The organism is Pedobacter agri (assembly GCF_032678665.1).
Classification (GTDB): domain Bacteria; phylum Bacteroidota; class Bacteroidia; order Sphingobacteriales; family Sphingobacteriaceae; genus Pedobacter; species Pedobacter agri_A.
Map to the genome: position 1 here is coordinate 121,718 of NZ_JAVTSH010000011.1, position 25,280 is coordinate 146,997.

General features: G+C 42.8%; 22 protein-coding genes. 18 read left to right on the forward strand and 4 right to left on the reverse strand.

Features of this window, described 5'->3' with window-relative positions; all coding sequences use genetic code 11:
• Positions 1 to 5: 5 nt before the first annotated feature.
• The 6 genes from R2Q70_RS20170 to R2Q70_RS20195 all read left to right on the forward strand — a co-directional run bounded on the left by R2Q70_RS20170 (position 6) and on the right by R2Q70_RS20195 (position 4,032).
• Positions 6 to 296 (forward strand): sensor histidine kinase, encoded by a 291-nt coding sequence (locus R2Q70_RS20170; RefSeq protein WP_316809353.1) that lies wholly within the window; start codon positions 6 to 8, stop codon positions 294 to 296.
• 478 nt (positions 297 to 774) lie between these two features.
• Entirely contained in the window at positions 775 to 1,200 is a 426-nt protein-coding gene (locus R2Q70_RS20175; protein WP_316809354.1) for a Rieske (2Fe-2S) protein, read from the forward strand.
• A gap of 6 nt (positions 1,201 to 1,206) precedes the next feature.
• Positions 1,207 to 1,635 carry a thioredoxin family protein gene (locus tag R2Q70_RS20180; protein WP_316809355.1) on the forward strand — a complete coding sequence of 143 codons (429 nt, stop codon included), beginning with the start codon at positions 1,207 to 1,209 and terminating at the stop codon, positions 1,633 to 1,635.
• Positions 1,636 to 1,642: 7 nt separating this feature from the next.
• A complete protein-coding gene (locus tag R2Q70_RS20185; RefSeq protein WP_316809356.1) occupies positions 1,643 to 2,575 on the forward strand; it encodes an FAD:protein FMN transferase in 933 nt (310 codons plus the stop codon).
• A gap of 1 nt (position 2,576) precedes the next feature.
• Positions 2,577 to 2,807, forward strand: coding sequence for a DUF4266 domain-containing protein (locus tag R2Q70_RS20190; protein WP_316809357.1), 231 nt, complete (start codon positions 2,577 to 2,579; stop codon positions 2,805 to 2,807).
• A gap of 13 nt (positions 2,808 to 2,820) precedes the next feature.
• Complete coding sequence (locus R2Q70_RS20195; protein WP_316809358.1) at positions 2,821 to 4,032, forward strand: DUF3570 domain-containing protein; 1,212 nt, start codon at positions 2,821 to 2,823, stop codon at positions 4,030 to 4,032.
• Between the two features lie 6 nt (positions 4,033 to 4,038).
• On the opposite strand, the gene R2Q70_RS20200 is transcribed toward R2Q70_RS20195, so the two are convergent.
• Positions 4,039 to 4,404 carry a helix-turn-helix domain-containing protein gene (locus tag R2Q70_RS20200; RefSeq protein ID WP_316809359.1) on the reverse strand — a complete coding sequence of 122 codons (366 nt, stop codon included), beginning with the start codon at positions 4,402 to 4,404 and terminating at the stop codon, positions 4,039 to 4,041.
• Positions 4,405 to 4,910: 506 nt separating this feature from the next.
• Here R2Q70_RS20200 and R2Q70_RS20205 point away from each other — a divergent pair.
• The gene (locus R2Q70_RS20205; protein ID WP_316809360.1) at positions 4,911 to 7,865 is read left to right on the forward strand and encodes an ATP-binding protein; all 2,955 of its coding nucleotides are present in this window, start codon (positions 4,911 to 4,913) and stop codon (positions 7,863 to 7,865) included.
• Between the two features lie 535 nt (positions 7,866 to 8,400).
• Here R2Q70_RS20205 and R2Q70_RS20210 read toward each other — a convergent pair.
• The gene (locus R2Q70_RS20210; RefSeq protein WP_316809361.1) at positions 8,401 to 8,760 is read right to left on the reverse strand and encodes a response regulator; all 360 of its coding nucleotides are present in this window, start codon (positions 8,758 to 8,760) and stop codon (positions 8,401 to 8,403) included.
• The gene (locus R2Q70_RS20215) at positions 8,753 to 10,306 is read right to left on the reverse strand and encodes a PAS domain S-box protein (protein ID WP_316809362.1); all 1,554 of its coding nucleotides are present in this window, start codon (positions 10,304 to 10,306) and stop codon (positions 8,753 to 8,755) included. The genes R2Q70_RS20210 and R2Q70_RS20215 overlap by 8 nt, the downstream gene beginning before the upstream one ends.
• Positions 10,307 to 11,447: 1,141 nt before the next feature.
• On the opposite strand from R2Q70_RS20215, the gene R2Q70_RS20220 reads away from it, so the two are divergent.
• From R2Q70_RS20220 to R2Q70_RS20250, 7 genes are all read left to right on the forward strand, one after another.
• Positions 11,448 to 12,284: a PAS domain S-box protein gene (locus R2Q70_RS20220; protein ID WP_316809363.1), complete on the forward strand. Its 837-nt coding sequence runs from the start codon at positions 11,448 to 11,450 to the stop codon at positions 12,282 to 12,284.
• Between the two features lie 25 nt (positions 12,285 to 12,309).
• On the forward strand, positions 12,310 to 12,672 hold the full coding sequence (locus R2Q70_RS20225) for a PleD family two-component system response regulator (protein WP_316809364.1): 363 nt from the start codon (positions 12,310 to 12,312) through the stop codon (positions 12,670 to 12,672).
• 13 nt (positions 12,673 to 12,685) lie between these two features.
• Positions 12,686 to 13,213, forward strand: coding sequence for a DUF892 family protein (locus R2Q70_RS20230; RefSeq protein ID WP_316809365.1), 528 nt, complete (start codon positions 12,686 to 12,688; stop codon positions 13,211 to 13,213).
• Positions 13,214 to 13,989: 776 nt separating this feature from the next.
• The gene (locus R2Q70_RS20235) at positions 13,990 to 14,394 is read left to right on the forward strand and encodes a hypothetical protein (RefSeq protein WP_316809366.1); all 405 of its coding nucleotides are present in this window, start codon (positions 13,990 to 13,992) and stop codon (positions 14,392 to 14,394) included.
• Positions 14,395 to 14,530: 136 nt separating this feature from the next.
• Positions 14,531 to 15,649, forward strand: coding sequence for an efflux RND transporter periplasmic adaptor subunit (locus R2Q70_RS20240; protein WP_316809367.1), 1,119 nt, complete (start codon positions 14,531 to 14,533; stop codon positions 15,647 to 15,649).
• Between the two features lie 70 nt (positions 15,650 to 15,719).
• On the forward strand, positions 15,720 to 18,857 hold the full coding sequence (locus R2Q70_RS20245) for an efflux RND transporter permease subunit (RefSeq protein ID WP_316809368.1): 3,138 nt from the start codon (positions 15,720 to 15,722) through the stop codon (positions 18,855 to 18,857).
• Position 18,858: 1 nt separating this feature from the next.
• The gene (locus R2Q70_RS20250) at positions 18,859 to 20,295 is read left to right on the forward strand and encodes a TolC family protein (RefSeq protein WP_316809369.1); all 1,437 of its coding nucleotides are present in this window, start codon (positions 18,859 to 18,861) and stop codon (positions 20,293 to 20,295) included.
• A gap of 204 nt (positions 20,296 to 20,499) precedes the next feature.
• Here the strand turns inward: R2Q70_RS20250 and R2Q70_RS20255 are convergent, their stop codons facing one another.
• Complete coding sequence (locus R2Q70_RS20255; RefSeq protein WP_316809370.1) at positions 20,500 to 21,834, reverse strand: TIGR00341 family protein; 1,335 nt, start codon at positions 21,832 to 21,834, stop codon at positions 20,500 to 20,502.
• A gap of 166 nt (positions 21,835 to 22,000) precedes the next feature.
• Between R2Q70_RS20255 and R2Q70_RS20260 the strand changes: the two genes are divergently transcribed.
• From R2Q70_RS20260 to R2Q70_RS20275, 4 genes are all read left to right on the forward strand, one after another.
• Positions 22,001 to 22,477 (forward strand): DUF305 domain-containing protein, encoded by a 477-nt coding sequence (locus tag R2Q70_RS20260; protein ID WP_316809371.1) that lies wholly within the window; start codon positions 22,001 to 22,003, stop codon positions 22,475 to 22,477.
• A gap of 366 nt (positions 22,478 to 22,843) precedes the next feature.
• On the forward strand, positions 22,844 to 24,157 hold the full coding sequence (gene nhaA, locus R2Q70_RS20265) for a Na+/H+ antiporter NhaA (protein ID WP_316809372.1): 1,314 nt from the start codon (positions 22,844 to 22,846) through the stop codon (positions 24,155 to 24,157).
• A gap of 120 nt (positions 24,158 to 24,277) precedes the next feature.
• Entirely contained in the window at positions 24,278 to 24,481 is a 204-nt protein-coding gene (locus R2Q70_RS20270) for a hypothetical protein (RefSeq protein ID WP_316809373.1), read from the forward strand.
• A gap of 186 nt (positions 24,482 to 24,667) precedes the next feature.
• A complete protein-coding gene (locus R2Q70_RS20275; RefSeq protein WP_316809374.1) occupies positions 24,668 to 25,237 on the forward strand; it encodes a Crp/Fnr family transcriptional regulator in 570 nt (189 codons plus the stop codon).
• Positions 25,238 to 25,280 lie beyond the last annotated feature (43 nt).

Below are 25,280 nucleotides of genomic sequence, written 5' to 3' on the forward strand. Positions count from 1 at the left end.
AATTATTGGAGATACTCATCAATAATCTTTTCAGTAATGTGATCAGGCATAATTATGATGGCGGGAAAATAGAAATCAGTCTGAATGGGAACAAAATTAGTTTTGCAAATACCGGACACAATAAGGCGCTTGACCCGGAAAAAATATTCGAACGTTTTTACAAAGACAATGCCTCCGAAGGTACAGGTTTGGGACTAGCTATTCTTAAGCAAATATGCAACCGCCATAATTATCAGCTCGATTATACCTATCATCATGACCTGCACACTTTTACTGTAACTTTTAACCAAGAGTAATTTTTTATGGTTATTATTGGATCTACCGCCTATGGAACTGGCAACCTTGAAAGCGGAAAGAAATATGCTTCTTGCACATGTTTCTGGCACTGGGTAAATTTAATCCTGTATCCGGATCTTTATTTACTGTGCTGATCAACTTCACACTTTTTAACCATTCGCAGCGCGACTTTGTTAAGCATGAACTGATAAAGGCTGGCGCTTCAATCAGCAATAGGCAGGCGGGAGCGGTTAGTCAACAAATTTATTTTAAAACTTCAGAATGTCTTCAGAATCTGTCTATATTTTTGATACATGGAATATGCTCCTTATCAAAATATCGGGATAAGTGGCTGCCAGCATACATGTGACCCTAAAAGCTTCTCGAGATAAAATTTTTATATGATTTTTTTCAGGATTGGTCTATTCTAAAGGGGTGTCCGTCGGGACATTGTTGGAATATTTTATTTGCTTTGCTCATTTTAATTATAAAAAGACTATGGACAGAAAAGATTTTCTTAACAGCATCGGGATGAGTGCTGCAGCATTTGCCCTCATTAACTGTATGGGTTGCAAAAAAACCGATGGTAGCAGTGCTATAGATACCACAGGGCCAACTGGTGTAAACTTTACCCTCGATCTAAGCCTCGCTGCCAATGCCGCATTGCTCAATAACGGCGGCTCGCTGGTAACAAATGGGGTTATCGTGGCCAGGACGAATACCGGTTCGTACATTGCCGTGCAGCGCTCTTGTACTCATGAAAGTTATACCCTCACGTATCAATCTGCAAACAGCCGCTTCTATTGTCCTAACCATGGTTCCACTTTTTCTGAGAACGGCGCCGTAACCAATGGTCCTGCATCCAGGGCCTTAACCATTTATAACACCCAGCTTACGGGTACCATTTTAAGAGTTTACGCTTAAAGCATTATGAAACAACTATCTATCATCCTATTTGCCTTCCTTGCCATTCCTGTATCATGGATGGGTAATTTTGCTGAAGCACAAAAACAAGCAAAGGCTTCACACAAACAAATCCTGATCAATTTTTCTGGCTCAGACTGGTGCGGTCCATGCATCCGCCTGCGCAAAGAAATCTTGGAGTCAAAAAGCTTTGAAGAATATGCTGCCAACAATCTCGTACTGGTCAGGGCAGATTTTCCAAGGCAGAAGAAAAACCAGTTACCTCAAGCGCAAATCAAACTCAACGAATCATTGGCAGAGGTTTATAATAAAGATGGAAAATTCCCTTTTACAGTCCTGGTTGATGAAAATGGGAAGATACTAAGAAGCTGGGATGGATTTCTGGATGAAGGTCCGGAGGCTTTTGTTACTGAAATTGACAAACTAAAAAAATAAGTTCAGAATGGCTAAAGCTGTTTCCGTAAACCAGGTATTAAAACTCATGGGCAACCGCTTTGAGTTTACCGTTATTGCAGATAGCGAGCAGGAAGGGAATTCGGCAATAGCTGCCGCGATAGAAGAAGTGCAACGCATAGAAGCTCTGCTGACGACTTTCAGCGACCTTAGCCAGACGAGCCTGATCAATGCAAATGCGGGCCTGAAGCCGTTGAGGGTTGATGAAGAAGTGATTAACCTTATTGAGCGGTCTATCAGGGTTTCAGAAATTACAGATGGTGCTTTTGACATTACCTATGGGTCGATAGATAAAAGACTCTGGAATTTTGATCAGGACATGACCAGTCTTCCAGATGAGGAAACTGCGCTAAAATCGGTTGGGTTAATTGATTATAAAAATGTCATCCTGAACAAAGCACAATCGACTGTATACTTAAAAAATAAGGGCATGCGCATCGGTTTTGGTGGAATTGGAAAAGGTTATGCCGCAGATAAGGCAAAATCAATTCTACAGCACCTTGGGATGAAAAGCGGAATCGTAAATGCAGCCGGGGATTTGATTACCTGGGGTACTCAAATTAACGGCCATCCATGGACGGTAGGTATTGCAGATCCTGAACAAACCAGCAGGCCATTCTCTGCGCTGAAGATCAGCGATATGGCGATTGCTACTTCGGGCAGCTATGAAAAATATGTAACCATCAATGGTAAGCGTTACTCGCATACCATAGACCCCAAAACAGGGCTCCCGGTGAGCGGGGTTAAAAGCGTAAGCATCATTTGCCCAAGCGCGGAACTTGCAGATGCACTGGCTACCCCGGTCGTGGTAATGGGTGTAAAGGTAGGGTTGGAGCTGATTAACCAGATCAAAGATGTGGCTTGTATTGTAATCGATGATTATGACCAGGTTTTTACCTCAAACAATATTAATGTGATATAATATGAAAACTTCAAAAACATTTTTCCTCTTTCTTCTGGGTGGAGTGCTCTTTAACACTATGCTCACCTCGTGCAGCAGCGTAAAGCCTTATCAGAAAAGCAAACTTAATGATGCGGACATGATTCTTTCGGCTAGAAAAGCCCAAAAATTCGAGCAAAGTTTTCAGCTCTATCGCGAGGGGGCTTCCGGGGCTAATGGCGGTAAAAGTGGCGGTGGTTGTGGTTGTAATTAATGAACTGTAGAAAATGAGAAAAATATATCTTCCCGTGCTGCTTATGTACCTGGGTATTTTAAGCACCTATGCCCAAACCAAACCTCAACCAGCCAGAGCAGACAGCAGTAAATATCAGTCTAGAAAATTAAAGATAGATGAAATTAACCTTGTTTCAGCCTATTACCATCAGGATGGAAACAACTCTGCGGTAACAGGCGGTATAGGGACTGAGAAACTCAGTGATTTCGCCAATACGATTGATTTGCAGATGTCAAAATTTAACAAAAAAGGAAAGAGGAATACTTTCCTTTTTGAACTTGGCGTGGATCATTACACTTCAGCGTCTTCGGATAAAATTGATCCAAATACCATTTCTTCAGCTTCTTCAGCTGATACCCGTATTTACCCATCTTTAAACTGGACACATTCTAATGAAGAAACGGGAAATTCCTTTGGCTTCACCGGGTCTTATTCAACAGAATTTGATTATCAGTCAATTGGTGCCGCTTTTAACCTGACCCGCTTATCAAAAGATAAAAATTCCCAGTTTGATTTTAAACTACAGGCCTTTTTAGATCAGTGGACAGTTATCCTGCCGATAGAGCTCCGAACAGGAAACGCCGGAAGGGCTGGCGAACAGTATGATACCGCACCAAGAAATTCTTTCAGCGCTTCTTTCTCCTTAGCCCAGGTGATTAACCACAAATTTCAGGCTTCGCTGATTTTGGAACCATCTTACCAGAAAGGTTTGCTAGCTACAAAATATCAGCGCACTTATTTTACCGACGGCTCCCTCCGTTCAGAAACCTTGCCAGATAAGCGTTATAAGCTACCAATAGGGTTACGTATGAACTATTTTTTGGATGATCGGTTTGTAATCCGAACATTTTACCGGTATTATATGGATAATTGGGGCATAAAAGCACATACGGCAGAACTGGAAATACCCGTTAAGATCAGTCCGTTCTTTTCAATCAGTCCATTCTATCGGTACAACAACCAGGTCGGAACCAGATACTTTGCGCCTTATGGCCAGCATTTGCCATCTGAAGAAAATTTTACCAGCGATTATGACCTGTCCACACTCACCAGTGATTACTATGGTGCAGGTCTTCGTTTTGCGCCTCCTAGAGGGGTCTTTGGTTGGCAGAGGCTTAATATGCTTGAATTGCGATACGGGCATTATTCACGGTCTACAAGTCTGGTTTCCAATATTGTCTCCCTAAACCTCAAGTTTAAATAAAGCAGTTTAACTGAACTGGCGCTTTTCAAGTATAGAAATTGTGCTGAGCTGAATTTTGTATAGTTTTTCTTGAAGTTCCAGGGCTTTGTTCTTTTCATTGAGCAAAGCCCTCAAATGGTTAACCTCTGCTGTTAGCCGGTTTTTTTCATGTAACTCTATCTTAGAGAAAACCTTTCCGCTTTCGTAGTAGCTGAAAAAATTATAGTTAAGGATTTCACTAACACGCACCAGGGTAAGGATATCGATGGTTACGGTATTTAGCATTTCCTGTGCCTTTGTCATGCTGATCTCAAGCGCAGCAGCAAAGTCTGAAACAGAGATTTCTTTTTGCTTCATTTCCTTCCAGATCATTAAGCCTATATGGACACTCATTATTTTATAAGGGGATAATTTAAAACAATGAAATTACAGTAAGGATAGAAAAACCAGAGTAGATTGACCCCGTCTCACCGGAAATTAATTCGTAATGAATAACTGGTTGCCATTTTGTTATTGAAGTGGCGGAAAGGGGCTAAATTAATTGTTTTGTCCACTCATAGCGCTAAAGTCTCATAATTGGATAAATTAGGGACTGGGAAACTTTCAGGATGGCTGTCTAATTTGGGAATAACAAGTAAAACTCAATTTTTAGGGCAGATAATAAGTGTATTTGCGATATCGATTTTTGTGTGTCTTAATATGTATTGTTTTTGCCGTTAAAAAATAAGTTAAGTAAATGCCGCGACTTCTTGTCCAGACTAACGCAATCTTTTTGATGTTTTATGTACATCGAATGCGTGTCGATGCTAAATAATGATACTATATCTTCATCACGGATTGAAGGAGGTATATAGATTGGAATATTGTATCTTTAAACTTTTAAATCCATCTTTAAAATAATGGACAACAATAATGCCTTAAACGCTCAGTTCTTATCCGGTGGTGGTGAAATGGGCGAACTTATACGTTCTATGGACTGGTCAGGCAATCCGCTGGGGCCGGTTGAAAGCTGGCCCCAGAGTCTGCGCACCTCTGTCAGCTTATGTTTATCTTCCACTTTTCCCATACTCATCGCCTGGGGACCTGAAACGATACAGATTTATAATGATGCTTACCGACCAATATGCGGGGCGATGCATCCTCAGTCCATGGGGATGAATTTTAGGGTATGCTGGGAGTCGGCACTGGAAGTGGTGGGTGACAAATTCACTCGCGGCCAGCAGGGAGAAGGTACTTATATCAAGGATCAGCAGATGTTTCTTTTTCGCTATGGTTATCTGGAAGAGGCATTTATGACCTTTTCCTTTGCGCCGATCAGAGATGAATCCGGAGAGGTGGGTGGCATTTTCCATCCCATTACAGAGACCACGGACAAGATGCTCAGCGCGAGACGGACGCTGGTTTTAAGGGATATAGCAGCAATACTTGCAAAGGCCAATACTATAGGTGACATTGGAAAATTTACTGCCCAGCGTCATGCAGACTATATTGCTGATCTGCCCTTCCTCCTGTTTTATGCTTTGGAAGAGGAGGGGAGGACAGCCAGGCTGATCAGTGCATCCGGCATTGAGCATGCAAATCAGATCGGGCCTGAATATATAGATTTAGCATCCGCCTTGGAAGATAGCTGGCCTTTCTCGGCTGCGGGTGCATCCGAGATTGTTGTGAGTGATTTACAACAGCGTTTTGGGGAATTTGCCTGTGCACCATATCCGGAAACGCCTCACTCCGCGGTCATACTTCCGGTCTTTCTTTCTGGCAAAGAATCGCCTTTCGGGTATATCGTTGCAGGAGTAAGTTCCAGGCGGGCAATGGATGAGGAATACATGGGGTTTTATGCGTTGCTGGCCAACACCTTCAGCACCGCTGTCTCCAATGTCTATGCTTATGAACAGGAGCAGAAACGCGCCGAGGCGCTTGCGGAAATTGATAGGAGCAAGACTGCTTTTTTCAGTAACGTTAGCCATGAGTTCAGGACGCCGCTCACGCTGATGCTCGGTCCGCTGGAAGAGCTCAAATCCCATCCGCAATTACAGGATACCCTTGTGAGTGAAACGGTTCACGCGACCCATCGGAACGCGATGAGGCTGCTCAAGCTGGTCAATAACCTTCTCGATTTCAGCCGCGTGGAGGCAGGCCGTGTCCAGGCCTCCTATCAGCGGGTAAATGCCGCAGAACTAACAATGGATTTGGCCAGCAGCTTTCGCTCGATCATTGAAAAGGCAGGCATGCAGCTTGAGGTTTCTTCCGACAGCAACGAAATCAACGCTTACCTGGATGTGCAGATGTGGGAAAAGATTGTTTTAAATTTGCTATCCAACGCATTTAAATATACCCTGCAGGGGAAAATATCAGTTTTACTTAGCCATAACGAGCGTGAACTAACGCTCATTGTTAAAGATACTGGAGTCGGAATCCCGCGGCAAGAACTTCCTAAAATGTTTGAGCGCTTCCACCGTGTAGAGAATTCTGCAGGCAGGACTCATGAGGGTTCTGGTATTGGACTTTCACTTGTCAATGAACTGGTCGGCTTGCATGGCGGGAGGATTGTAGTGGAAAGTGAGTTGTCTGTAGGTTCTACTTTCACCTTACGGATACCCCTGGGTTGGGACCATCTGACAGCCGAGCTGATACAAGAAGATAATTACCAGTCTGCCCCAAGTGGCATCAGGGAATCCTTTCTTCAGGAAGCATCAGGCTTATTGGGTGCAGGGGTCGAGTGGCATGCCGCACCGAAAACAGATTTCACAGCTTCTTCGGATATGCACCTCAACATTGACCCGGGCGGGACCAGAGCAAAGGTACTCATTGTTGATGACAATTCTGATCTGCGTGCTTACCTTAAAAGACTACTTGAAAGCGAATTTGACATAGCTACCGCTACCAATGGTGCCGATGCATTAGACCAGCTCGCTGATGGCAGGCCTGATCTTATCCTGAGCGATATCATGATGCCGGTGATGGACGGAAAGCAACTGCTAGCCAAAATCAGAGAAGGGGAAGAAAAACACTGGATTCCGCTCATATTTCTTTCTGCAAGGGCTGGTGAAGAGGCCAGGATTGATGGGCTGGAGGCAGGAGCGGATGACTATCTGGTCAAGCCTTTCTCCGGTCAGGAGCTGGTTTCAAAAGTCCGCACCCAAATTAAGATCAACAGGGTGAGGAACCAGAACGAACAGCGCATGCGGGATTTCGTTTCGGTTGCGACCCATGAGCTTAAGACTCCGCTAACAGCCCTTTCCGGGTATGCACAAGTACTGAAATTGAAAGCAAGAAAATCACAGGATTTGGCTATGGTTCATGCAGCAGAACGCGCCCAATATCAGGTTGTTAAAATGTCGAGGCTCGTTGAGGATCTGATGGATGTGAGTAAGCTAGATGAGGGCATGCTACAGCTTAAGCTTATTGAGTTCGATATCAATACCCTGATTGTGGAAACCGTTGAAGATGTTCAGTCCACGGCTGCCAAACACCGCATCAGTTTTTCACCAGGAGTGGAAATCAAGATTTTAGCTGACCGGGAGAAAATTGGCCAGGTGTTGACCAACCTGCTGGTAAATGCCATCAAGTATTCCCCTGATTCTCCGGAGGTTCTTGTTTATACCGAACAAGCTGATGGAAAAGTGCTCATATCAGTAAAAGACGGGGGTATTGGCATTGCGGGCCGGGATCAGGCGCATATCTTCAAAAGATTCTACCGAACTGATTCGGCCCATCATAATTTCCGTGGATTTGGTATCGGACTGTACCTTTGCGCAGAGATCGTGGCCCGGCACAAGGGGGGGATTGCTGTGGAAAGCGAAACTGATAAAGGGTCAAGATTCTTCTTTACACTACCTGCTATACTCCCTTAAACAGTAAAGAATGCAGATCGATTTGAAAATTTCTTTCCCGAATCTTAAATATGAGTAAAAAGTACCCTACGGAACAGTTTCCTGACCTGGAAATCCGGCGAATAGCAGCTCGGGACCGCTGCCTGATGTTTAATGCCTCTGGCAATAAGGGTTTTGATCCGATATGCCGGCATGCTGCAACGATGTCCACTGTGTCTATTGCGCACGTTTTTCTTTCTGGACGGATCTTAAGAAGTTATGAAAATCAGTGCGGATATTGATAAAAATATCTTGTCTGGGAGCATCACATCCGGCATAAATAAATCAGGCTGGCCCTACGATAAATGGTGTAAAAAAATCATTAAGATGTTAATGCAAAAAAAAAGTATTCGATAGAATGAGGTGGTGGCTAAAATCTTAGGTTAAATCGATGATTATCGATCCTAGCTACCGGTGGATCAGATAAATGAATTTAACAACAGCCCAAAGTGGAATTACTTGCTAGAAAACAGGCAATGAGCACTTTCCTGAAAAATTTCTTAAACCCCCGTTTTTCTTAGTTTAGTTCTTGCTCAATCATGCTCATTAAGTCATTGATATCAAAAGGCTTCGGGATATATGCCGAAGCGCCTGCCTTTTTGGCAATCTGTTCGCCATCCCTGCTTGCGGACATAACGATCACTGGGATTGCCCGGGTGTGCGGGTTTTTCCTGATTTTTTCAAGCAGCTGATCACCCGATACCAACGGCATCCATAAATCAAGAATCACCAGATCAGGGATTTCCTTTTCAATTAAGGTAGATACCTTCAAACTGTTCTGTTCAGAAATGATCTTATGGCCCGTCTCTTCCAAAATTATCTCCATCAAATCCAGTATACCCGGATCATCATCGCATATCAATATTTTTTTAGCCATCTGCATTCTTTCCGTTTTTTGGCAATGTAAAACTGAACACCGACCCCTTTCCGATTTCACTCTCCACCCATAGTGTACCCTCATGGTTCTGGATGATCTGATCGCAGATATATAGTCCGATACCCATCCCCGGATAATTTTTCTGTACCTCATTCCCTCGGTAAAAACGTTCAAAGACCTTTTTGGTATCTTCTGCAGTAATTCCTAGCCCGTGATCGGTTACGGATACCTTAACATATTCACTGACATTGGAAATGTGCACTTCAATATCTTTTGAGTCTGGGGCATATTTGATCGCATTGGACAACAGGTTGTTGATCACCTGAATGATATGGGATTCATCCCCCAAAACTTCCGCATTGGTTATCCCAAATAGGGAAATCCGGTGGCCTGGCGCATTGGTACGGATACCTTCTATCGCTTCATTAACGACTCTGTCCAGACTAAAAGGTGCCTTATGCAATTCGATGTTTCCGCTCTGGATCCTGGAAACATCAAGTAGTTCAGAAATCAGGTTATTCAGACGGTCTACATACACTGCTACTTTATCCAGCACTGACTTATATTTTGAACCCGTATGTTCGGGTACGTTTTTCTGAAGTACCTGGATAAAACCCTTGATGGTCGTCAGCGGGGTTTTAAGTTCATGACTGGCGATGGAAAGAAAATCATCTTTTCGCCTTTCGATTTCCTTGCGATCGGTAATGTCCTCGATTGCCAGTAATATCTGATCTTTATACTGCCCTTCGAGCTCAATCCTGTAGGCATTTAGCAGCATCAGTTTGCGCCCGATGTGAGGAAAGTCGTGCTCCACTTCAAAGTCAACCACCGGATTATTAGTGGGCAGGATCTTAACCAAAAGCTCACGCAGTTTGGGTATATCCCATTGATTATTACCCAGATGATAAAGTTCCCTGCCAATGGTTTCCTCAGGACTTACCTTAAATGTCCTGAAAAAATGATAATTTGCGCTGATTACTTTGAAATTCGGATCTAGTACCAGCAAGCCTTCCCTTACCGTTTCAATGATGCTGGTCAGAAATGATTCACTGTCCCGCAAATCAGCGGTCCGCTCCTCTATTTTGCGTTCCATCATCGCTTTCTGCTGCCGCAGATCAAGCTCTGCATTTTTCCTGGTTGTCACATCATTCTGTACACCGATAAAATGGGTAATATTTCCCTGGTCATCCCTGACCGGCGACATATATAGCTCATTGTAGAACAAATCACCGTTTTTCCGGTAGTTCCGGATTTCAACCGTACACTCTTTTCCTTCGATGACACAGTTTTTAAGCATCTCCCGTTCTTTCTGAGACCTGTCGTTAGCCTGCAGGAAACGGCAGTTGTGTCCAATGATTTCCTTACGGGTGTAGCCGGTAATTTTTTCGAATGCGGTATTGCAATAGACGATTGGATTATCGGGCTGTGTATTATCTGTAATGATGATTCCCGAAATGGAAGCATCCAACGCTTTGGTAAGTAGCTGAAAGTTTTCACTGATGGATGTTCCCGAGAGGTCAAATTTTCCTTTATTAAAATTAATCACGCAGTTTGGAGAGTTTAAAATCTTCTGATTGAGTTAAAAATGTATCGCCGAATACAATGTACAATAACCACGGAAAGCACAAAAAGTTTTAACAACGATCAACCGGCGTTTCGACTTCCACATCTTTCGGAGTTATTGCATGATTTATTCTTCAAAAAATATAGATTCATCGGATAGCCAGCTCGAGCAATCGATGGAGTGATTAAGTCAGCTGAAAGTTAGCATTAGTTCGTACTTGAGTAAGCTGGCCACCTTAATTACATCATTACTTATATTACAGATTCGGGCGCCAATTAGGAAACTGATTAATCCACTACGGAATCTCACCTTGAGTGAATCCATATTCTCCGATCAGCTCGCGAAAGAGTTGTAATAACTGACGGCTTTAGTCCTCAATGGTTATTTATCGTTGGTTACGGATCAAGATCTGGAAAGAAGGTACAGTGAAAAAGTTGACAATGAATTAAAAATCGAGTGGGTTTTTTGAACTTTAAAACCAATTATTTAAAAAGCTATTTGCTTTCTATCATTCCCTCAACAACGGGTGAAGGATCTTTGTGTATAGGCACTCTAATCACAAAATCCAATGACGATCATTGCAGGAATACCAGGCCGTCCAGAATTGAGTTATTTCAAAAGTCTAGTAATTCTCGTAGGCAGCTTTAAGTTAATTTGTTCATTCTGGATACATCATTTTAAAATGATCTTTTATTGTTAAAAGATTGGGATCACGACTATTTCCCATACGGGTACCATTCTTTACAAAAATAAAATTTGTATTATTAAAGTTGTCGCCAGTTTTATCTTTAAAGATTCCCTGGAAGGCTATCAACCAGCCGTTGAGCTTAGTTATCTCCCAAAAATGAAATACACCGGTTCCCTCTAACGGACTTTTTGTGTATGAATGATAGGTTTTAAAATAATTGATGATAGCTATCCTAACTTTGCAAGAGTTCTTCAGTCAAAGTCGCTGTGTTTTCTAACGAGTTAGGTGTTGATGAAAGATAAAACTGCCATATCGAAACAAAAACTGACAAAATTTTATATCTCATGGATTTGTGAAACAATAGCTATAACTATGTGTTGCAGATGCATGTGGTATGAGGGGGTCATACCTATTTATCATGCAGATAGATGTAAAATGAGAGATAAATACGTTAACAGCCATAGTGACCTCGAATATTATTTTGAACAATATCCAAACCTTCTTTTTGTAGTAGGTGAGGATGGTTTTCTCAGGAAGATTAACCCTGCCGTTATAAGTCTCTTAGGGTATACAGAGGACGAGTTGTTTAGTGCACCCATAGATGAATTGATTCACCCTGAAGACAGAGAGATTACTCAGCATTTAAGGTTGGGCCAAGTTCGTGCAGGAGATTTCGCGGAATATGAGAATAGGTTACTTACGAAAAATGCAACAATAGTCTGGTTGTCCTGGAGCTCCGTCTTTATTGAAAGGGATCAAGTGTTTTTTGCTATAGCAAGAAATATTACCGATAAGAAAAAAGAAGAGGAGCAAGCTCACGTTGTGGCGATACTGAACAGATTAGGAGATGAGCAACGGATAAGATTTACAAAGGAAATCGCTTTTATCAATCCTGTAAGAAGTGGTGAATCGTCCAAATTTATGTGGCTGGGCATTACAGAAACATTGCCTAACCTGGACCAGAAGTGGATGGAGAAATTCGAGTTCTTAATTCGGGAAAATGCGGCCAAATCAAACCTAAGCCTTAAGTTTCTTAGTGCTGAAATGGCAATGAGTGAACGTCAGGTTTATAGATATATCAATAGGATTGTCCTTATGACACCAAAAAAATTAATTACCATGGTACGCATGCACATGGTTTGGGAAGTCATATTGAGTGGGAATGAGCATGACCCCGCCGTTTTAGGAAAAATGGTTGGTTTTGTATCAACTAGCAGATTTAAAAAACTCTTTCATAAAACTTATGGAATTGAAATTACCGCATTGCTTTAGCTAACAAATATTTAAAGCTTATAACATGTCTAAAAAAGTATTGGTGATTGACGATGACAGGGAACTCCTATGGCTTTTCCAAGCGATACTTCAACAGCAGGAAATCCAGGCCGTTACCTTTAATACCGGGATTCCTCTTGAAAAAATCATTGCGGAGCATCCGGATCTAATTATGCTGGACGTTAATATTATTGGTTCCGAAAAAAATGGTACCGATATATGTAAGGAGATCAAGGAAAGTGGTGGCGAATTTAATGTTCCGGTGTTATTAGTGTCTGGTGAGAACGACTTAGAAGTACTTGCCAGATGTTGTGGTGCGGACGATTTCATTGCAAAACCTTTTGATATCGATTATTTGATGAATAAGATAAAGAAACACTTAACTTAGGCGTTGAAATATTATGGCTGAAAAAACGAACCATCCTAACGCCTGGGATCGAATACACCTGGGTTCTGAACGATTAAAGCTTTTCTTTCTAAAACATCTAGATCGTATTTATGCGGCGAAAGTTCATTTGGTTCATAAACTACCCCTAATCATTGATGAGGCCAGGTTTAAAGATCTTCGGAATGCCATCGCTGAGACGGTTGGGAATGTGGAAAAACAGATTGCCCGGATGCAACTGATATATACCCTTTTAGATAGTGATCCGTCGAAAGGTAGCATAAATGGACTTAGCGGTTTAATAGAAGACGCCTTTGAAGCAGTTCAGGAGCAAAAAGGGGAACCGGAACTTCAGGATCTTTCTATAATTTTTTATTTACAGAATATTGAAAGCATTGAGATGGCATCTTTTCAAATTTTACAGATGGCTGCAATTCGGCTCCATAATCAGCATATTAACAGATTACTCAGGGAAAATTATGAGGAGGCAAAATCAGATAGAACATTATTGCTACTGATTTCTTCCAAGTATATTATTAGCTAACCGCCATAATGAGGTAATGACTTGTAAATTTTCAATTAAGCTAATCATGTTACACTCTGGGTTTAGCAAGTAACGATAAACTTATTTCGGTATTCAGAATTAGTCTGTTTCACGGTAGATTAACGCCTCCAATGAATGGTGATTGGTGTCTTAAAAAGAAGTTATTTATTCTCTAGACAAGTTAGGGTGCTTCCGAATACCATGGTTAAGCGAGTCGAAATCTGCACCTCACCCCGCAATCATCCTCAAGTAGGAAAGTCCTCTTATTTGTCATTGGTAGTCCATATACATCTGTTCGATAAAAAAAATAGGTGTTTTGATTTTAAAAAGCAGTTTCAAATGCCTCTGAGCCTGTTTAATAATTATACCTGTTTTTTTCCTTCCTGAGGCCAATATCCATGGCCAAATTTATTGGTGAAGCACCAACATTAAACTTAGCAACCGCTCCTGACCCTTTTGAATCTGAATTATTTGCCGGTATGTGAGCGGAAGACACCCCTTGGCTGACCAGACCATTATTCCCATCGGATAAGCCTATAAACAACTAACGGACAAGCTAAAGCTTTAGGGTGCTGAAATTAGATGGATGAATGCATCAAGCTAACCTGTTGCTTATTAATGTGTTAAATCTCCGGCTCGAAATTTATATTCAACTATTGAATAGTATATGAATCAACGTTTAGTAAAATAATTTACGATCGTTTCATATCTGTTACAATGATGTATCGGGATTTTGTCTCATGATTCGTAGTTTTGCATCAAATCAGTGTGCATCAATGATTAGAACAAGAGAAGATTCATTTTTTAAAATCCGATCTGCTGTTCCGGAATTTTTCCCGTTACTGCTGTTGCTGGTGCTCGCATCCTTTTTTTTACGACCGCCTCATTTAACCGGGGATCTGGTAAAAGGAATTTCCGCTATTTCTACAGATTTTACGAGTATTATTAGCACTATTTCAGGGGAGGACCACGAACATGCTTCCCTGGACGCGGTTGATCAGAAACAGCCAAAGTTCCGTAAAAAATTCCAACACCTTAATGATGCCACAAGTGACCTTCAGCCCTTTCAAAAGCGTGTGGAGATTCGCTACCATTTACCGGCTTCAAATCCATCGGGTTACGAAACCCCACATTTCTACAGCGGGCAACACGCTTTTCTATACAGGCTGACTTATTTCTAATTTTTCCTGCCTTTGTAATTCATTTCTTGGATTATATGCGCTTGCGGGATTAAAAATTAAATATCAGATAAGCGGCTGTGCGCTAACCTTTTGGTTATGGCCGCTGCTTTACAAAAAGAAATAAGAAAACACATCAATGAAAATTAAATGGATGGCGATCTTGATCCTTGCTGCCGCAATGCAGGCATGTACAGGAGGGACGGCCCAGAAAAAAGATAATGAGGTTGCCGAGATACCGGTATTAAAGTTAGCCCGTCAGGATACTTCACTGTCTTTCGATTATGTAGCGGATATCCAGGCTTATAAGAATGTGGACATTAGATCCAGAATACATGGCTTTATCGAAAAGGTTCTGGTGGATGAGGGTGAAAATGTGCACAAAGGTCAGCTCCTTTTTCAGTTGAATGACCGGGAACATGTGATCGCACTCAACAAGGCGAAGGCCAGTCTGGCCAGTGCGCTTTCTGCAGCGAGTATAGCCCAGGTTGAACTGGAAAGGATCACAACGCTGGTGGATAAGAAAGTAATCTCTTCTTCTGAACTATCGCTGGGACAGGCGAGGCTTTCAGAGGCTGAAGCGCGGATCAAAACAGCAAAGGCAATGATTGATGATGCCAATCAGAAGCTTTCCTATTCGCGCATCCGGTCTCCTTTCGATGGTACAATAGACCGTATCCCTTTGAAAGCCGGAAGCCTGATTGATGAGGGTGCCCTGCTGACTACCATCTCTGATACCAGGGACATGTATGCCTATTTTGACATCTCGGAGAATGAGTACCTGCAATTCAGCCGTACAGGAAAAGGACGTTTTGATCAGAATAAATCTGTTGCACTTATCCTTTCCGATGGTTCAACCTACCCGATAAAGGGAAAGATACAGACCCATGAAAATTCATTTTCCGGAAACACGGGCTCGATTGCTTTCAGGGCAGTTTTCGCCAACCCGAAAAATATTCTAAAGCACGGCGCTTCCGGGAAAGTCGAGCTGAGCTCGAAACTTGCCGGCAGTATTCTCATTCCCCAAAAGTCTGTATTTGAGATCCAGGACAAGAATTACGTTTTCGTAGTGGGTAAAGGCAATAAGGTTAAAATGAAAAGTTTCGTTCCCAAGTTGCGTTTGCCGGGATTTTTTGTCTCTTCAAGTGGGCTTGATGCGGGAGAAACCATTGTTTATGAGGGTATACAGAATATCCGCGATGGTGCTGTCATCAAACCGGTCTATACCACAGATAAATCTTTGCTGGCGAAAAAATAATTCAATGTATCATTATCCAATTCTTCTGCGGAAATTTTCGGCGGGGTGGGATTGGTATAATCCAAAATAAATGGTTGAAACCTTCATTAGAAGACCAGTCCTTTCACTGGTTATTTCACTTATATTAATTTTACTGGGCATTCTGGCCTTATTTAAACTTCCCATTACGCAGTTTCCGGACATTGTTCCGCCTTCTGTGGTGGTAACGGCTAACTATAACGGTGCCAATGCCGAGGTGTGTGCCAAGGCCGTAGCCACCCCCCTCGAACGTGCCATTAATGGTGTTCCGGGCATGACCTATATGAATACGGTGAGCAGCAACAATGGGGTAACTCTGGTACAGGTATTTTTCAATGTCGGTACTGATCCGGATCAGGCAGCTGTGAACGTGCAGAACCGGGTGACCACTGTACTGGATGAACTTCCTGAAGAGGTCATCAAGGCTGGGGTTACTACAGAGAAAGAGGTAAACAGTATGTTGCTTTATCTAAACATCACCAGTAGCGATAAGGATATGAACGAAGAGTTCATTTATAATTTTGCGGACATCAATGTGTTGCAGGAACTCAAAAGGATAGATGGTGTGGGTTTTGTAGAAATTATGGGCGCCAGGGATTACTCCATGAGGGTATGGCTGAAACCCGACCGGATGCGCTCGTACAATATTTCTGCAGAAGAGGTCATTGATAGGATGCGTAAGCAGAATATTGAAGCCGCTCCTGGAGTAGCTGGAGAGAATTCAGGAAAAGGCAATGAAGTAAAGCAATATGTGCTGCGCTACACGGGTAAGTTCAACAATAAAGAGGATTATGAGAATCTGGTGCTTCGGGCGGAGCGGGACGGTGCACTGGTAAAGCTAAAGGATGTTGCTGATCTGGAATTTGGGACAGTCAGTTATGATATGGTTTCCAAAACTGATGGCAAACCTTCCGCCTCTATTATGATCAAGCAGCGGCCCGGTTCGAACGCAAGCGAGGTCATCGATAACATTAAATCTAAAATGGCTGAACTTAAAGTGACCAGTTTCCCACCGGGAATGGAATATAATTATGCCTATGATGTTTCCAGATTTCTGGACGCCAGTATTCACGAGGTTCTAAGGACACTTTTGGAAGCATTCATACTTGTATTCATCGTCGTTTTTATTTTTCTTCAGGATTTCAGGAGTACCCTTATCCCGGCACTTGCGGTTCCGGTAGCCCTAATCAGCACGCTGGCCTTCCTTCAAGTCATGGGTTTCTCCATCAATATCCTTACCCTTTTTGCGCTGGTACTGGCCATCGGTATCGTGGTAGATAATGCAATTGTGGTTGTAGAGGCAGTCCATGTTAAAATGAGCGAAGAACACCTTCCGCCAATGGAAGCCACCATTGCCGCGATGAGGGAAATCAGCGGCGCAATCGTGGCCATTACGCTGGTGATGTCGGCTGTATTCATCCCTGTTGCTTTTCTCTCAGGGCCTGTCGGAGTCTTTTACAGACAGTTTTCACTTACCCTGGCCATTTCTATTGTCATATCCGGCATCAATGCTTTAACGTTGACACCGGCGCTTTGCGCGCTGTTGCTTAAGCATAATGGTGCGCATGGCAAAACGGGGGTGCTTCGTCGATTTTTTGGTCTATTCAACAAAGGATATGATAAAACAGAGAAAAAGTTTGGCCGCCTGGTCAGATTGATTATCTCTCGTAGGGCAATTACGATTGGACTACTTTTGTTGTTTATTTCTCTGAGCTGGCTGGGGTCGAGTATTCTCCCTTCAGGATTTATTCCAACGGAGGATCAGGGAATGATATATGTAAATGTTACGACTCCTCCGGGCTCAACTGTGGAGCGTACAGAGGAGGTGCTGGATAAAGTTCAACAAGTAACAAGTGGTTTTCAATCCGTCGAAAATATCAGCACACTTGCAGGTTATAGTCTGATGAGTGATATCACGGGAGCCTCTTATGGGATGGCGATGATTAATCTTGCCGCATGGGATGGTCGTGAAGAAAGCGTTGACGAACTTATTGCAGGCCTTAAAGCCAGTACCCGCGGAATCAGTGATGCTTCTATTGAATTTTTTTCCCCGCCAACTGTTCCCGGCTTTGGCAATGCCAGTGGTTTTGAGCTTAGGCTGCTGGATAAAAACAAAAGTGAGGATATGGGGAAAACGGCAAAGGTGACCAAAGATTTCCTTGCCGAGCTTCGCAAAAGCAGCGCCATTTCAGGTGCATTCACCAGTTTCGATCCTAACTTTCCTCAATATATGATTCACGTGGATCAGGATATGGCTGCGCAAAAAGGGGTGACGATCGAGAATGCAATGGGCACTTTACAAACCCTCGTCGGAAGTTACTATGCGACAAACTTTATCCGGTTTGGACAGATGTACAAAGTGATGCTTCAGGCCTATCCCCAATACCGGGGCAAGCCTACAGATCTGTTAAAACTCTATGTCAAAAACGACCGTGGTGAAATGATTCCTTATTCAGCCTTTATTACCATGGAGCGGGTTTACGGACCGGAACAGATCAATAGGTATAATATGTATCCATCGGCAATGATTAACGGCGATGCGGCAGCAGGCTTTAGTAGCAGCGACGCCATCACGACCGTTGAAAAAACGGCAAAGGAAAAGCTCCCGAGAGGTTTCAGTATCGAATGGTCGGGAATGACAAGGGAGCAGATTCTTTCCGGTAATCAAGCAATTTACATATTTATCATTTGCCTGATCTTTGTCTACCTCATTTTAGCTGCGCAATATGAGAGCTTCCTGTTACCGCTACCTGTCCTGCTTTCACTTCCGGCAGGAATCGCAGGCGCATTTTTTACGCTGAAACTGGCTGGTTTGGAGAATAACATTTACGCACAGGTGGCGCTGGTCATGCTGATCGGGCTGCTCGGGAAAAATGCAATCTTAATTATAGAATTTGCCGAACAAAAACGTCGAGCCGGCTTTTCGGTTGCCAGGGCCGCGGCGCTTGGCGCAGTATCCAGATTGCGCCCGATACTGATGACTTCTTTTGCTTTTATCGCAGGATTGATTCCCCTCTGTATAGCTTCCGGCGCCGGCGCCGTAGGTAACCGTTCGATTGGTATGACTGCAGTTGGGGGAATGCTCATTGGGACGCTCTTTGGGGTGTTACTGATCCCAGGGTTATATGCGGTATTTGCAGCACGGAAAAAACAGCCGTCAGCTAAAGGTTCTACGCTTAAAACACATTAAAATGAAATTAAATATAAAAGTAATTATTCCTCTTATTATCGTTTCGGGTCTGTTTGCGATGATCACTTCCTGTGGTTCAGTCAGGCAGACGACCCTTCCTGATCTCAAAAAGATTCCTGATTCTTTCAGCAAACTCGCCGCTGCGCCGGCGGAAGCTTTAAGCTGGAAATCGGTTTTCACCCAGCCTGATTTAAAAAAACTTATTGATACTGCGCTTAAAAATAACCTGGATATCCGGTCGGGAGTGCAACGGGTGCTGGTTGCGGGATTGAACTTACGTTTAAGCCGCTCAAGACTCTATCCCAGGCTAAACGCCGGCATATCGGCCGGACTTGACCATTATGGGGATTATACGATGAACGGGGTGGGGAATTATGACACCAATTTTTCTGAGAACCTGAATGAAAAGCAGCGTATTCCAAGCCCGACTCCGGATTATTTTGCTGGCTTCAGGAGTTCATGGGAAATTGACATCTGGGGAAAATTATCAGAAAAAAAAAGGGCAGCATACAACCGCTACCTTTCAAGCCAGGCCGGTTTGCAGTGGTACAAAACACAGGTCGTTACTCAGGTTGCGGAGCTTTATTATGAACTGAGCGCACTTGACAAGCGTTTGGAAATTATTCAGCGGAATATGCTTTTGCAAGACAGGGGGCTTGAAATTGTGGAAGCCCAGATGGCTGGCGGCAGGGCAACCGCCCTCGCGGTCAGTCAGTTTAAGGCCCAGCGCACTGCCACCCAGGGAAAACAGTTTGAAATCCGTCAGGCAATCAACAGGGTGGAAAATGAGCTGAACTTGCTTATGGGCAGGTATCAGGGAAAGGTCGGGCGTGACACGAGCACAATGACAAAGGTTTTGCCTAGAGAAATCTATGCGGGAATTCCATCAAAGGTTATTCTGGCAAGGCCGGACGTAAAGGAAGCTGAGCTGGAACTTGCTGCCTCGAATGCTGATGTGAATGCTGCCAGAAAAGCATTTTTTCCTTCGCTGACCCTTGATGCCTATGCTGGCTATAATGCTTTTAAGCTTCCGCTGATTTTTTCTCCTGGATCTCTTGCTGCAGGATTTCTGGGTGGACTGAGTACTCCCATACTCAACAGGGCAGCACTTAAAAACAGTAGCCTTGTTGCAAACTCCGGACAGCTTTCCGCTTTTTACAACTATCAGCGCATGCTTATTAAAGCCTATCAGGAGGTCTCCGTCGAGCTTTCGGCGCTGGATAACTATAAGCAGGCCTACCGTTTAAAATCAAGCGAGGTACAGGAACTAAAAAACGCGGTGTCAACAGCAAACGACCTGTATCTTTCCGGATATGCCAGCTACCTGGAGGTGATAGTCGCGCAGCGTAGTGTGCTCGAAGCAGAAATGCAGCAGGTGGATCTCAAGCAGAAATCATACGCTTCGCTCATCAACCTTTTCAGGGCGCTTGGGGGGTAAAGGTTTTTCGCTCTTAACAAACTATGGATTATCCCGGGATTCCAAGCTGGAATTCCGGGATTTTCCTTTCTCAAACTTTCTTTTATAATGTCAATGCAAGGGCTATCTTACCTGCCGTAAAACGTTATGAATTACCTATATCTTTTTGCAATTAATAACCCTCATCAAAACAAATCACTCGTTATCTCAACAATTGATTCCTTTTTAATTGCTATAAATAGCCACTAAAGAATCTACCTTTAACCTAGTCTTAAGCCAGGAACGGATCCTTACCTGATTGGCAGCACTAGGCATTTTGGATACCTCTGCGCTGAAAAGGGTCAGCGTATCCTTGCGCTGTGTATCGAGCCTGCTTATGACTGTGTTCGCGAGTGAATAGCTTTTAATCTCTGGAAACAGCGCAATCAACTCAGATCTGATTTCCGGCAATGGCTGTTTAAGCTTGTCGACTTTCGCCGCAGTACCGGACTGGTTTTCTTTTTTGAAGACATCTTCCATTATACTGGCCTTGATCTGCGAAAAATCGATTTCCTGCCTGGCATTAAGTCCCTGCCTTATTCGCAGAGTAGTTCCCGCTAGCTTATATTCCTTTAATTTCCCTTTAATTAAATTTATTTTGGTCTGGGGGAGTTCTTCTCCAATCAACAGCAGGTCAATCTCTTTTTCTCCTTTGGCATAACGAAGGTTTCGGTTAATGACCTGCGTGGTTGTGAAATTAAACTGCTCTCGAATAAAAGTCTGTGCATTGTTCTCAAATATACTTTTCTGCACAATACCGTAGGCTAGGTATATGCTGGGGATCACGGTGATGAGCACGCTGATAAGAATATACCGCGAAACCTTTTTTTCCACTCCCGGGTCCTCGAAATGTTTTTTCTCAAACTTTAAAAATCGTACGATAAGATAGGTGGATATACAAATGAAGAGACTATTAATGAAAAACAAATACAATGCGCCAAAGAAAAAGGGCCAGTTGCCCATTGCAAGCCCATAACCTGCCGTACAAAGCGGTGGCATCAGTGCAGTTGCGATCGCTACACCAGGAATAACGTTGCTTTTGTCCCTCCTGGTGGCTGCTATGATGCCGGCAAGTCCCCCTGTGAAAGCAATAAAGACATCCCATATAGAGGGAGTGGTTCTTGCCAGGAGTTCACTCTGAGCTTCATGGAGCGGGGTAATGTAGAAATATATGGTTGAGGTGGCTATACTGATGAAGGTAGCAATCAGCAAATTTCTTCCGCCTCTTTTAACAAGTTCAAAATCATTTGTGCCAATACCCAGCCCAATTCCCATTATCGGCCCCATGAGTGGAGAAATCAGCATAGCGCCAATGATCACTGCGGTGGAGTTCACATTCAGTCCAATTGAAGCGATGATGATAGCAAAAATCAGCGTCCAAAGCGGGCCGCCTACAAATACAGAATTTCTGGAGATTGAATCTACTACTTCCTCTTCATTTGTCTTTCCCAGATTCAAATTGAAACGCCTGGAAAAGAATGTTCGCAGTGCACCCGGAACATTATCATTTTCATCTTGCATGTGTTATTCGCTGAAATTCTTATTTAATTGTTTTCCAATATTAACTTATCCTGATCAGAAATACTTGTTATTTGCTTCCTTTGTGATGGTTCACAGTCCGGCACGTTTTAAACATTTACATCGCTAAACTGTTTGAACGGTATACTTTTTACCTAAAAGAATTACCATGAAAACCAACAGCTACAAGACTTTCGGATTAATGCTTACCCTGTCTTTTTTCATCATGTATGGCGTAATGTTTTTAAATTTGGATGACAGCAGTCATATTTACCTTAGCATCACACGTACCTACATGACTTTACTCATGATCGCTCCTATGGCAGTGCTCATGCTATTGCTCATGCCCATGATGTACAAAAATAAGGGCCTAAACCGAATCATTAACATTTCTGCTGTAGCGATATTTGCTTTAAGTTTTTGGATGCGTCGTAGCCAGGTTGTGGTAACAGATGCCCAGTATATGCGGGCAATGATTCCCCATCATTCTTCTGCAATCATGACCAGTCGTCATGCTGATTTAAAGGACCCCGAGCTAAAGGAACTTTCTATATCCATCATATCTTCCCAGGAAAAAGAAATCAAGCAGATGAAAGCTATTCTGGAGAGGTTACATGCAGAAAGAGGAGGAAGAGATAAAAAATAGCTTTTTATCTTAAATCATAATAAGCGTAATGATTGCTGCCCAGATCAGGGCAAAAATACCTCCGATGTAAACGATTGGCATGTGCCGGCTGATATTCTTTGTTATTAGCCCAGCGTAGACCAGCCAGATGAGGTATACAGCGAAATAAAGTGGGGCGGCGAATAATAGCATAATTTTACGATAATACGAACTTTTCAAGACTTATTGATTAAATATAGTAGATTAAAAAGCTCCATCTTGAAAGCACTGGTCATAAATAGCGTTCCCACTCAGCTAAAAAACCGATTTAACGGAATGCTTAAAGAACAAGTTTGTCTAGGTGTACGCCCTTAATTAGCTTACCTTTGCCTTTCCGGAAAAAATACCATGAATCAAGTTAAGAAAACCCCGATTGAGAAGATCATTGCCCCAGTGAGCAGATTTATTCACCTGGAATACACCAGTGGAATCATTCTTTTGATCAGTGTGATCCTGGCGATTATATGGGCCAACTCATCTTTTGGCGAATCCTATCATCACTTATGGGAAATCGATTTCTCTATTGCGTTTGGAAAACATGCACTTAGTAAGCCGCTTCATATCTGGATCAATGATGGGCTGATGGCGCTATTTTTTTTTGTTATTGGCCTGGAACTCAAACGAGAGTTCATGGAAGGGGAGCTTTCATCTTTAAAAAAGGCAGCCATGCCGATGGGTGCCGCGCTGGGGGGCATGCTTTTTCCGGCCTTGATTTATACACTCTTAAACTTGAATACTCCTACCGCTCACGGCTGGGGAATCCCGATGGCTACGGACATTGCTTTTGCACTTGCCCTGCTTTCCATGGCGGGAAATGTGCCCACCTCGGTAAAGGTTTTTCTTTCTGCACTTGCTGTGGCAGATGATCTTGGAGCGGTGATGGTCATTGCTTTTTTTTACACTGATCATGTAAACTTTGCTGCTCTTGGCATCGCCGGTATATTTCTTTTGGCGTTAATTATTGGCAACAAGATGGGGGTAAGGAATAGTACTTTCTATCTGCTGATTGGGATTTGCGTATGGATAGGTTTTCTGCTTTCAGGCGTTCACGCCACTATCGCAGGGGTTTTGGTCGCTTTTACCATTCCTGCAATGACCAGGATTGATGAAAACGTATATTCAAACAACTTGCGCAAACTTTCCTATGAATTCGAAAAGGAAATTCCTAGTAACAGCACCCTCACTACCCCAGAGCAACATCGTACCATTCAACATGTTAAAACCTTAAGTTTGGCAGCGGAAACACCGCTGCAAAAAATTGAGCATGCACTCCATCCATGGGTCGCTTTTATCATCATGCCTTTATTCGCACTTGCCAACTCGGGAATTTTGATAGGGTCAGATTTCTTCAGTTCTATCATCAATCCGGTGACACTTGGCGTTACCTCAGGACTAATCATCGGAAAATTTACAGGTATCCTTCTCTTTACCTGGATAATGGTGAAGACCGGAATTGGAGTTCTTCCGGACCAAGCTAACTGGAAGCATATCATGGGCATTGCATTATTAGCCGGTGTCGGATTTACCATGTCGCTTTTTATAAGCGGACTGGCCTTTAAAGACCCGGTTTTTGTTCAGCAGGGCAAATACGGGATACTAATTGCCTCGGTTTTGGCTGGGCTTGGGGGATACCTATTTTTAAGACGTGTTGGGAAGGGGTGATGGAAATTTCTTTTGATGAGGTTGTATCTCGATATCAGTTATACATGGGAGTTGCAACTATTTCAATAATTTTTAAGATCAAACTTTTGAATCTATTCATTGTTGCTTTGTCAAGAACACATGGGAAAAGAATTTTTGAGAACAGGAATAATAATCTGCATTGACGGCAATACACGAAAAGGATTGATCAGGGATGCTAATGGTGAAGAGATAAGTTTTCAATCAGGAAAAGATATACCCATTCTCACTGAGGGCACCCGTGTTAATTTCGAAATTTTAATGGGAGCTGACGGTCTTTACGCCTTGTTGAATTCAGATTTTTAACCTGGTTATTCTTACTATAGATCAACTAAATCCATTGTCAGAGAAACGATTATACTCATTGAAAAATAAACTGATAGTCAATTATAAAACCTGGTCCTGGAATTTACTTTTCTGTGGTTTCTTGCATCTACTTTAACTAATTTTGTGCGATTCGGTATTGATTTTACAACCGGATGAATTAAATAAATGGGGATTGATCAATTTGTTAGATTTATTAAGGGTATAGTGGACATCGATGAACAGGATTTGCGATTGGTCCAATCAAAATGCAGGCAAAAAGTTGTACCGAAGGGCAAGCTTTTGTTGAAGTGCGGACAGGTTGCCAGTCATTACTACTTTATTGTATCTGGCGGACTTCGGTTTTACGATGCATCGGGTGAACAGGAAAATACGACTTGGGTTTGTTTTAAAAATGAGTTTTTTACTGAAATATCCAGCCTTCATCCGCAAAAACCTACCCGCTTCAACATTGAAGCCATCGAGGAGACGGAACTGATCGTTATCGATAAGAAAGATATGGACTTTCTCTATGCCCACCTAAGCAGTTGGGAAGAATTCGGGCGTAAGATCTGGGAGGCTACAACAGCCAGAATGGTCGATCAATTATTGAATTTCCAGACCTTGACTGCAGAAGAACGCTATCTTAAGTTTCTTACAAATAGAGAGTTGGGACAAAAAATTCCGGTAAAGCAACTTGCTGCTATCCTAGGTATCACACCCAATGCATTGAGCCGTATCAGAAAAAACATCAGGTAAGTCATTTTCTACCTTTTGGTAGTTTTGCCATTGTTTCATTGCC